Source organism: Actinosynnema sp. NPDC037264 (assembly GCF_055603705.1).
Window position 1 is genome coordinate 27,666 of record NZ_JBVJVK010000080.1, and the last position, 7,028, is coordinate 34,693.

Consider the following 7,028-nt stretch of genomic DNA (forward strand, 5'->3'; position numbering starts at 1 on the left):
CGCCTTCGACGAGATGGCTCAGCAGATGGCGGTATCTTCCATTGGTGCCGTCGACTTCGAAAAGCTGACTGCTGGTCTCGCGGCGTTGCCTGTGGTGGAGATGGGTCAAGCGTTCAAGAATATCGAATCTGAGAGATTCCTGAAACAGCTTGAGCCACATATTTCTGCAACGATTGCGGCACTTGAAGAAGAATTTGCGAACGAGGCGGAGTTGGCAAGCTATCTCGACGTGGCCAGGACTTTTATTTATCACCTGATCTGGCTTGGCGGAACTGCGGCCTTGTTTTGGGTCTTGCTTATCGCTCGTATGGCTTATGGCGATGGCGATAGTGGAGACCGTGCACAGAACTTCGATGGACTTCTAGCGATCACTGTCGCTTGTTTAGCAGCGAGCAAGGGGTTCAAGCAACTCGCTGAGAAGGCAACTAAAAAAGACTAAGCATACGGTCATTTTGCGGTCAGCCGAACCGCACGCGCCTGTGCCCCATGTCGTAGCAAGCCTGCGGGCTGGCGATTCCGCCAAGGCGTGGGGCTGTCCACAGCCGCAGCGGTCGAGCGCCTCGACCACCGACCCGGCCTATTATTCTGCGCTTGCCCCGACCCGTCATCTCGGGATTAGGGCGAGCTGCTGTCAATGTCTGTTGTGCTCGATGGACACCGCTTCTCACCTGTGACGACGCGGTAGCAAGTCGGACACCTTCCGCAGTCCTCAGCGGTCACTTGCCGTCGTTCAGCAGGGGTAAGGCATGGCGATAATCTTACACGGAACAGGCGACAGCCTTAATCTGTATCGCTGCCACTTCCGTTGATCAACTGGCTCCACGGAACGCCCATTATGTTGGTGTACTCCATTTCTCCACTGGCGTTTCGACGCATCTCCACACTGGTTATTTCTTCATCTCCGACTTCCCTGAAGGCCCTCACGAACGTATCGACATCGATGAAGTATAGGCAGATGCGGCGCTGGCGATCAGAGCTTATAAAAATGCCGTCAAATAGCCCTGTGTCCCCAGTGGCTGAGATGCTCCAGTTCCAGCTATGGATAACCTGATTGCAAAGTTGCCATAGCGGAAGGCTGACCATCTCAAAGTCTTCTACATTATAGTACTCCCAGAATTCGAATCTGCCGTATAGGTCCGGAGCCTTGCCTGTCAGTGCATGACTCCTGACATGAAATTCTTGTTTCGTCAGCTTGTCCGATACTTTGTGTGCTTCCATTAGTTTTCGCACAGTATAAGCACCTACCATGATGTCTCGTTCAACGATGAACGAACTTCGCTCCGTCCAGCGTTTCTGACTCTTTTTCTTCTCCAGTCGCTCGGCAATCTTCAGAAGCTCTTCTTTCCATGGAACAGAGTCGCCAATCATGCCGATACTATAGCTCTAGGGAAAGTCGACTTCCACCGGTATTGCGCTGATTGGTGCGAGCTGTTGAGCGTCTGTTCTGCCGGTCCAGTCGTAAGAAAGGGGGGTGATGCTCCAAGTCTCGCAACAGCTTGGTTCGCTCAAGAGAGGGCTTCGTGTCATCCCGCCGACCTGGCTCGCCCCAACCGCGCGTGTCAAGGGGGCACCTTTCGTCGTGCAGGACCGTTGGGCTGGGTCTGCCCCCTTGACGCGTGTGGTTGCCCCCGTGGAGGTCGGCGGGATGACACGAAACCCGGTCCGCGCTGGTAGCCGAGCTGGCGGTGCCGTCCGGTCATCCTGCTGGCCTGCCGCGCGGCGAGCGCATCTATGACCTTTTGCGGACGCCTTTGGGGGCCGCTGGCCGTTCCTCGCCGACGACGGGACCGGTGCCCTTCCTCGCGCGGCACGCCCGCGGGCCGAAGGTCCGCTTGGGCGTGCCGCACTACAGGGGCGTCGGTCCTTCGGCGTCGGCCTGGCACCAACGGCCAGCGGCCCCCGAAGGGGGCCGCCTTGATGAAGAAAAGAAACTCTGAACACCGTGGTCAGGCCATCTCGGCGCACGCTGGAGGTCAGCGTCACTGTCGCGTGGCGGGCGGTGATGGCGTAGGAGTAGGGCATGGTCGCGGCGGTGGTGTTTGACGTGGGTGAGACGTTGTTGGATGACTCGCGCGAGTGGGGTGCGTGGGCGGACTGGGTTGGAGTGTCTCGGCATACGTTCTCGACGGTGCTTGGAGCGGTGACTGCGTCGGGGCGGGACAACGCGGAGACGTTCCAGTACTTCCGGCCTGGGTTCGATGTCGCCCGTGAGCGGCGGTTGCGGGAGGAGGCTGGGGTTGGGGAGCGCATCGAGGAGGGCGATCTGTACCCGGATGTGCGGGAGGGGTTGACACGGTTGAGGGAGCTGGGGGTCTGGGTTGGGGTGGCTGGGAACCAGACTGCTCGGGCGGCTGAGTTGCTGCGGGGGTTGAAGCTGCCGGTCGATGGGTTGGCGACGTCTGGTGAGTGGGGTGTGGCCAAGCCTGCGGCGGAGTTCTTCGAGCGGGTGGTGGAGATGACGCCTGCGGCGGTGGCTGGTGATGTGCTCTACGTCGGTGATCACCGGGACAACGATGTTGTGGCGGCGAAGGCGGCTGGGCTGCGTACGGCGTTGATTCGGCGTGGGCCGTGGGGGTACCTGTGGGCCGATGACCCGTTGGTGCGTCGGGATGCCGATTGGGTGATCGACTCTCTGCACGACCTGCCGGAGCTGCTGGCGAACGGCTGAGACGTAGCCGCTTAGCGAGCGCCCGCCCAGGCGGCCAGGTCGAGTAGACCGGAGCTGAGTGACGGATGGGTGCGCAGCAGCACAGACAGGGCTTGGCGGACCTGTGGGTGGGCGCGGACGTGTTCGGGTGCGGCTTGGCGGGCGGCCTGCAGGCACAGGTAGGCGTCTTCGTGGCGGCCGAGGTCGAGTTGGGCTCGGGCCAAGTCGATGTAGTAGTGCGAGCGGCGTTCGGCGGGCAACTCGGCGGGCGGGTGCCAGGTGGACGCACGTTGGATGCCTGCGGCGTCGCGGAGTTCGGCGGCAACGGCCAGCTCGTGGATGCGCAGAGACGCCGGGCCGAAGGCGGTGCCCTGGTAGATGCCTTCGGGTGCGGCGTGAGCGGCGTAGCGGGCGGTGAGCAGGTGGTCGGCGGCGATGTCGGCCTTGCCTGCTCGGGCGGCGACGACTGCGGCTCGCATGTGGAGTGCGCCGAAGGCGGCTGCGGTGGGTGCCTGTTTCAGGTCGCGGGTGGGGAGTTGGTCCGCGGCGTGGTCGAGGGCTCGTGCGGCGGTGTGGAGGTCGCCGCTGGCGAAGAACGTTTCGGTGCGCACGTAGGCCACTGCGGCGGGTAGGAGTGCGTTGTCGGACTCGTTCGCTGTTGCGCGCATGAGGTCGATGAGGCGGGCCGACAGGTCGAAGTAGCGGTACTTGTAGGCCACGCCGTCGGCGGCGCGTAGGGCCAAGGTCAGTAGAGACGCGACGTGACGGCGGTCTGATGGGTCGAGGAGTTGGCGGGCTCGGGCCAGTTCGCCGATCAGGGCGGGCAGGTGACGGACGAGTTCGGCGTAGCGGGCTTCGAGGCGGTGCTCGTTCATGCGGGTGACGTCGGCGGCCAGCTCGGGGAGGCTTCGAGTGGGACCGTCGTCGGGTAGGTCGAGGATGTCGAGCGCGCGGCGTAGCCGTGGGATGCCCACCTGCACAATGTCCAGCTCTTGCGCTGGCTGGGGTGGTGGCTGGTCGACCGGCGCCCATGACTGGTGGGGCGAGTAGGCCGGGCTCGGGTCGACGCTGCGGCTGGCGTAGAGGTTGCGGACGTCGTGGACTTCCCGCGCGGTGCCGTCGAACCAGCGGAGGTGGCGCGGGACGTGGAGGGCGTTGCACCAGCGTTCGAGGCGTTCGAGGTCGGTGACCGGGCGGCGGGAGCGTTCGACTTCGCTGACGCGGCCTTGGGTGAGTTCGAGCCAGGCGGCGAGGGTGGCTTGTGGGACGGTCGGGTTCTGGGCCTGGCGGTAGGCGCGGAAGACCTGGCCGATGTTGCGCGACTCGAACGCCTCGCGGAGGGTGGGCTTGGCCCAGAACTCCGGCGGCAGTGTCGGGGCGCGGAGTGTAGAAGCCGCAGTGCAGCGGCCACAGTGTTCGCCCCGGTTGTCACTGGCCAGCAAGGTGTCACACGTGCGGCAGCGTCGCTTGGACGTGGTCACGTGGCCGTTCACCCCCTGGTCGAGCTGCGCCTACTTCGGAGTGTAACTCGGTGATTACCGTGCTGACCTGCGGTTAGTGGTGACGCCGATATCTGATCAGCCATTGGTATGGGATCGGTCTTCCTTCCGCGTGAATCTGGTCGAGTAAGTCCCAGGTGTACACGGAGGTCGAACCGATGGGGATGTACTTGCTCCTCCAGCCGGAGGAGGACGCCGAGTCGGCGTTGGTGGAACGGGCGCAGGGGCATCCGTCCCTGGTGATCTCGTCCGGTGATGCGCGGCTGACGGTGCAGATCGCGGGGCGTGAGGGTGGGGCGCAGCTCGCGATCAGCTTCGCGCGTGAGCTGGCCCAGTCGGCCACGCGGTTCGCCGACCGCTGCGAAGCGCTCACCAAGCTCGCACCGCTCGACTTCGAGCACTTGAGCGCCCTGGTGGGCACGACTCCTGACGAGGTGAACGCCCTGACGGCTTCGAAGCGTGAGGACGGGGAGGTCGACCAGTGAACGAGGTCGAAAACCTGAAGCCGTTGTGCGGTGAAGTGGAGTTCGCGGGGCTGCTGGACACGATGGTGACGACGGCTCCGCCGCGAGTGTTCGCCGTGGTGCAGGAGTTCGGCGAACGCGTGGACGCGTGGGTCGCCGCGTGGGGCTTTGCGTTCGAAGACCGTGCGGAGGTCTTCGCAGTGGATGACCACTCCCGCATGAGTCTCGGAAAGCCCGAGAACGCGTTGCACCTGTTCAGCAGCAAGCGCCACCAGCTGAGGGCGCGGCTGGTCTGGCTGCCCGACGTCGGCGAGCGTCCGAAGCCGGCGACGGCGGAGGTGGCTACCTGCTCGGTGTAGCGGTCGAGGTTCGGGGTTCGGTGGGAACGGCAAGGGGGCGTGGTGTCTGAAGAGGACGAGTGGACGGCGGAGGACTGGCGGGATCTCCACGCCCAAGCCTCCGAACTCCTGGTGCGCCTGGAAGAACTCAGTGATCGGCTGAGTCGGGTTGAGGCTCGTCTGGCGTGGTCCCGAAAACCTCAGTCTCGACAGCGGCGACGCGCCGGCTGAGGTCGTCCAGGACCGAGTTGATGCGGTCGAACATCTGCCGAAGCTCATGCGGTGAGGGCACGTTGTCCCCCGCATGGGCTTCGGGCTTCTTCACCACGATGGTGCCCTCGCCCTGGCGGGAGATGACCAGCCCTTCGTTGCGGAGCTGGTCCAGCGCCTTCTGCAACGTCATCACGGCGCGGCCGTACTTGGTCTGAAGCTCGGTCAGGGACGGGAGCTTGTCGCCGACCTCGACCTCGTCGGACGCGATGTAGTGGCGCAGGTCGTCTGCGATCTGCTGGTACGCAGGTCTGCGGTCGGTTGCGTCGGGGCGCATGGACAGACTGTAGCGATAGAGCTAGCACTGCTGGAAGTAACTCGATCGGCCTAGTGTCTCTTATAGCTCTACTAGCTATGTTGGTTATAGCGACAGGGCGGCAAGGGGTCGTCCGGGGAAGTGGAGGTACCGCGAGATGGCGCTTCAGGACCTGCCGGTGATGCTGAACGGCTACCGGCTCATGATCACGGAGGCTCCCGCCGCGAAGATGCGCGAAGCCGACGACGGCACGGTCACGCCGGTGGTCGACCGCACGTCGGGTGAGGTGCAGTACGTGGTGACGTTGTTCGCCAAGCCGTTGCCGGTGGAGGGCCGCAAGGCGGGCAAGGGCGAGGAGATCCGCGTCAACCTGCCCGGTGACCCCGGTGAGGGTTTCGAAGAGGGCATGTACGTGGAGCTGGTCAACGCGGTGGTGAACACCTACGAGATCCCGGACCGCGTGGACCCGCGCAAGATCGCCTCGGCCGGTCTGTGGTTCAAGGCGGGCGGGCTGAAGCCGGTGGCGCGACCGGTGCGCAGCGTGGCCTGATCGGCGCACCCGCGCTCTGACTATTCCGAGCTCCTGCTCGGGGCTGCCTGATCTTTGTCAATTCCACAGTGGGTAGAGCCATGCCTGAATCCGGCGCTCGCACGATGAGCCGCCGGGGTTTTCGGTGAGCCCGGAGTCGGCTTCGTCGGTTCCGGGTTTGCCGTGGTCCCCGATATCGGAGGTGGGTTGTGCTCGAAGTCAACGATTACCCGGTCAAGGTCAATGTCGAGCCTCCGGAAGGAGCGGAGTTGAAGGAAGCGATGACCGCGCTCGGTCGGATCTGTTCGCAAGGTGACGGCTACGTGCTGACCGTGCGCTCTCGGCGGGTGTTCCGTGCTGTCGGGCCGCGCGGGATGCGGCGGTCGGCGGCGTGGGAGACAGCAGCGGTTCACCGGCTGGGCAATCTCGCCTTGATCTTCCCGGTGCCGGAGCCGGTGGTCCTGCGGACGGGAGCCGTTCGCGCTCCCGTGAACCTGCTGCTCCCCACGGAGCTGGGGTTCGAGGTGGCGGAAGCGTGGCGCGAGCTGACGAGGTCGGCTGCGCACGAGGAGGGAGGTGTGGGTGGCAGGGCAAAACAAGCGAGCTGAGGAGCGGTACGCGAACCTCGTCAACGCGATCGACTTCGTCACGGAGCAGTTTGGCCCGTTGGACAGGCTGATCGCCAAGATGCGGGAGAACCCTTCTCCGCCGGGTTCGTGGCGGGTCACGCCGCCTGACGAGTTGAAGAGGTTGCTCGCCACGGTTCAGCAGAGCCTGACGAACTTGAAAGACCAAGCGGCCCGTTATGAGACCGAGCTGAAGACTCAGGAGTGGAAGGTCTGATGTCACAGGAACTGACCACGGCTTTGGAATGCCTGGACAAGTCCATGCGGCAACTGCGCCTGGCCATGCTGGACGTCCCGTATCGGCGGCAATGCCGTTTAGTTAGGCGCTGGTAGGTGTGTTGGTGCTGGTGGCGGGGTGTGTTGTCACTACGGTGTGGTGGGTGTCGTCTGGGGTGGAGC

Annotated in this window: 10 protein-coding genes; 7 read left to right on the forward strand and 3 right to left on the reverse strand. The window is 64.0% G+C overall.

Going from position 1 to position 7,028, the window contains the following annotated elements; genetic code table 11:
• Positions 1 to 439 (forward strand): hypothetical protein (locus tag ACZ7GX_RS41640; RefSeq protein WP_498785652.1); only part of this gene is annotated, 439 nt, incomplete at its 5' end.
• Positions 440 to 780: 341 nt separating this feature from the next.
• Here the strand turns inward: ACZ7GX_RS41640 and ACZ7GX_RS41645 are convergent.
• Complete coding sequence (locus ACZ7GX_RS41645) at positions 781 to 1,368, reverse strand: hypothetical protein (protein WP_498785654.1); 588 nt, start codon at positions 1,366 to 1,368, stop codon at positions 781 to 783.
• A 652-nt stretch (positions 1,369 to 2,020) separates the two neighbouring features.
• On the opposite strand from ACZ7GX_RS41645, the gene ACZ7GX_RS41650 reads away from it, so the two are divergent.
• The gene (locus ACZ7GX_RS41650) at positions 2,021 to 2,668 is read left to right on the forward strand and encodes an HAD family hydrolase (RefSeq protein ID WP_498785656.1); all 648 of its coding nucleotides are present in this window, start codon (positions 2,021 to 2,023) and stop codon (positions 2,666 to 2,668) included.
• A gap of 11 nt (positions 2,669 to 2,679) precedes the next feature.
• Here ACZ7GX_RS41650 and ACZ7GX_RS41655 read toward each other — a convergent pair whose 3' ends face one another.
• The gene (locus ACZ7GX_RS41655; RefSeq protein WP_498785658.1) at positions 2,680 to 4,128 is read right to left on the reverse strand and encodes a hypothetical protein; all 1,449 of its coding nucleotides are present in this window, start codon (positions 4,126 to 4,128) and stop codon (positions 2,680 to 2,682) included.
• 176 nt (positions 4,129 to 4,304) lie between these two features.
• Between ACZ7GX_RS41655 and ACZ7GX_RS41660 the strand changes: the two genes are divergently transcribed.
• Positions 4,305 to 4,631 carry a hypothetical protein gene (locus ACZ7GX_RS41660; protein WP_498785660.1) on the forward strand — a complete coding sequence of 109 codons (327 nt, stop codon included), beginning with the start codon at positions 4,305 to 4,307 and terminating at the stop codon, positions 4,629 to 4,631.
• Positions 4,628 to 4,969: a hypothetical protein gene (locus ACZ7GX_RS41665; protein WP_498785662.1), complete on the forward strand. Its 342-nt coding sequence runs from the start codon at positions 4,628 to 4,630 to the stop codon at positions 4,967 to 4,969. Before ACZ7GX_RS41660 ends, ACZ7GX_RS41665 begins: the two co-directional genes overlap by 4 nt.
• 127 nt (positions 4,970 to 5,096) lie before the next feature.
• On the opposite strand, the gene ACZ7GX_RS41670 is transcribed toward ACZ7GX_RS41665, so the two are convergent.
• Entirely contained in the window at positions 5,097 to 5,495 is a 399-nt protein-coding gene (locus ACZ7GX_RS41670; RefSeq protein WP_498785664.1) for a GntR family transcriptional regulator, read from the reverse strand.
• 136 nt (positions 5,496 to 5,631) lie between these two features.
• Here ACZ7GX_RS41670 and ACZ7GX_RS41675 point away from each other — a divergent pair, with 136 nt between their 5' ends.
• From ACZ7GX_RS41675 to ACZ7GX_RS41685, 3 genes are all read left to right on the forward strand, one after another.
• On the forward strand, positions 5,632 to 6,024 hold the full coding sequence (locus tag ACZ7GX_RS41675; RefSeq protein WP_498785666.1) for a hypothetical protein: 393 nt from the start codon (positions 5,632 to 5,634) through the stop codon (positions 6,022 to 6,024).
• A 188-nt stretch (positions 6,025 to 6,212) separates the two neighbouring features.
• Complete coding sequence (locus ACZ7GX_RS41680; RefSeq protein ID WP_498785668.1) at positions 6,213 to 6,611, forward strand: hypothetical protein; 399 nt, start codon at positions 6,213 to 6,215, stop codon at positions 6,609 to 6,611.
• Positions 6,586 to 6,846, forward strand: a complete 261-nt coding sequence (locus ACZ7GX_RS41685; protein WP_498785670.1) for a hypothetical protein — start codon at positions 6,586 to 6,588, stop codon at positions 6,844 to 6,846. Before ACZ7GX_RS41680 ends, ACZ7GX_RS41685 begins: the two co-directional genes overlap by 26 nt.
• Positions 6,847 to 7,028 lie beyond the last annotated feature (182 nt).